Below are 2,569 nucleotides of genomic sequence, written 5' to 3' on the forward strand. Positions count from 1 at the left end.
GCCGAAGGCATCGAAGCCGGCGAACGCGTGGTGATCCGCGGCAACGAAGCCCTGCGCGACGGCCAGGCCGTGGCGCCCGGGGAAGACTGAGCCATGGGATTCGAACGCCTGCTGCGCCACGGCACCCTGATCGCGGTCGCCGTGCTGGTGCTGTGCGTGCTGGGCACCGCCGCCGCACTGCGCGTGCCGGTGCAGATGATCCCCGACCTGGAAGTGCGCACCATCGGCGTGCAGACCCGCTGGCCCGGCGCCACGCCCCAGGACGTGGAGCAGGAAATCCTGCTGGAACAGGAAAAGTACCTGCGCACCATCCCCAACCTCAGCCGCATGGTCTCGAGCGCCAGCACCGGCCAGGCCAGCATCGAACTGGAATTCCCGTTCGGCGTGGACATCAACGAGGCGCTTATCCGCACCTCCAACGCGCTCAGCCAGGTGTCGGACTACCCCGAAAACGTCGACCAGCCCAGCCTGTCCACCAGCTCGTTCTCGGACAACGCCTTCATGTATTTCCGCATCGGCGCGCGCGAGGACAGCGCGCTCGAGCTGGACCTGGACATGATGCGCGACTACGTCGAAGACTTCGTGCGGCCGCGGCTGGAACGCGTGCCGGGCGTGGCCCTGGTGCAGGTCGGCGGCGGCAGCGAACGCCAGGTGCGCATCGAAGTGGACCCGGGCCGGCTGGCCGAACGCGGCCTGACGCTTTCACAGGTCCGCGAAGCCGTTCGCGCGCGCAACCGCGACACCTCCGGCGGCGACCTCGACAGCGGCAAGCGCCGATACCTGCTGCGCACCGTCGGCCGGGTGCGCGACATCGACCAGCTGCGCGACCTGGTCATCGCCAGCGGCGACAACGTCGTGGTGCGCCTGCGCGACATCGCCGAGGTGAAACTCGACCACTACGAACGCCGGGAGCTGAGCTTCAACAACGGCGAACCGGCGCTGAGCCTTTCGATCCGCCGCGAACCGGGCTCGAACGTCATCGCCATCAAACGCGCCATCCTGCCGGCGGTGGACGAGGTCAACGCCGACCTGCTGGCGCCGCTGGGCCTGGAGCTGACGCTGTCGAGCGACGACGCGCGCTACGTCGAGGACTCCATCGCCAACGTCTGGACAAACCTGGCGCTGGGCGCCGGCCTGGCGACGCTGGTGATGTTCGCCTTCCTGCGCTCGAAGCGGCAGACCCTGACCGGCGTCATCGCGATTCCCATCTGCACCATCGCAGCCTTCGTCGGCCTGCTGCTGGCCGGGCGCACGCTCAACGTCATTTCCCTGGCCGGCGTCGCCTTCGCCATCGGCATGACGGTGGACAACACCATCGTCGTGCTTGAAAGCATCGACCAGGCCCGGCGCAAGGGCCTGGGCCGCATGCAAAGCGCGCTGGCCGGCGTGCGCCGCGTGTGGCCGGCCGTGCTGGCGTCGACGCTGACCACCGTGCTGGTGTTCGCGCCGATCCTGTTCATCGAGGAAGAAGCCGGCCAGCTGTATTCGGACATCGCCATCGCCATTTCGGCCTCGATCCTGGCGTCGATGCTGATCGCCGTGACCGTGGTGCCGGCCCTGGCCGGGCGCCTGTCCTTCGGCATCCAGGGCCAGGAACACGTGCCCGGCCAGGCCTGGTTCGACCGCATCGCCAGCGGCACGCAGTGGCTGGCCGCGACCGCGCGCCGCCGGCTGCAGGTGCTGGTGGGCACGGTGGTGCTGGCCGGGCTGGCGCTGTGGCTGCTGACGCCGCCGGCCGAGTACCTGCCCGAAGGCGAGGAGCCCAAGACCTTCGCGCGCATGATCGCGCCGCCTGGCTACAACCTGGCGGAAATGGAAGGCATCGCCCGCGAAGTGATGGCCGACATCGGCCCGCAGGTGAAGGCTGACCGCGCCGCCTACGAGGCCGGCGACACCGACCTGCCGCCGCTGGCGTATTACAACCTCTCGGCCAGCCCCGGCGGCCTGCGCATCATCGCCGAGCCGGTGGACCCGGCCGACATCGAGGCGGTGATGGACGCACTGGACAAGCGCTTCCGCGCCTACCCGGGCATGCGCGCGTTCTCCTCGCGCGGTTCGATCATCTCCAGCAACGACGGCGGTTCGCGCAGCATCAACCTCGACATCTCGGGCATCGAGCTGGCCGAACTCTACGCCGTGGCCGAACGCGGCTACCGGCGCGCCGAAGAACTCTTCCCCGGCGCGCGCATCGGCTCGGATCCGTCCAGCCTCAGCCTGGACCAGCCGTTGGTGGAGCTGGTGCCCCGCTGGGAGCGCCTGGCCGAGGTGGGCTACGACGCCGCCGGTTTCGGCTTCGCGGTGGCGGCGCTCAGCGACGGCGCCTTCGTCGACGAACTGATCCTGGGCGACGACAAGGTGGACATCTACCTGTTCGGCGGCGCCGGCACCCAGCAGCTCGACGCCCTGCGCGAACTGCCGGTGGCCACGCCCTCGGGCGCGGTGCTGCCGCTGTCGGCCCTGGCCGACCTGCGCGAAAGCGCCGACACCGATTCAATCCGGCGCCTGGACGGCCGCCGCACCGTGACCCTGAACATCGTGCCGCCGCGCGGCATCGCGCTTGAAACCGGCG

At 69.8% G+C, this 2,569-nt stretch carries 1 protein-coding gene; it reads left to right on the plus strand.

Features of this window, described 5'->3' with window-relative positions; genetic code table 11:
* Window positions 1-93 precede the first annotated feature (93 nt).
* The coding region (locus tag AACZ35_RS13875; protein ID WP_339830289.1) for an efflux RND transporter permease subunit at window positions 94-2,569 on the plus strand (2,476 nt) is incomplete at its 3' end.

This window comes from uncultured Arenimonas sp., from assembly GCF_963976025.1.
Taxonomy (GTDB): Bacteria; Pseudomonadota; Gammaproteobacteria; order Xanthomonadales; family Xanthomonadaceae; genus Arenimonas.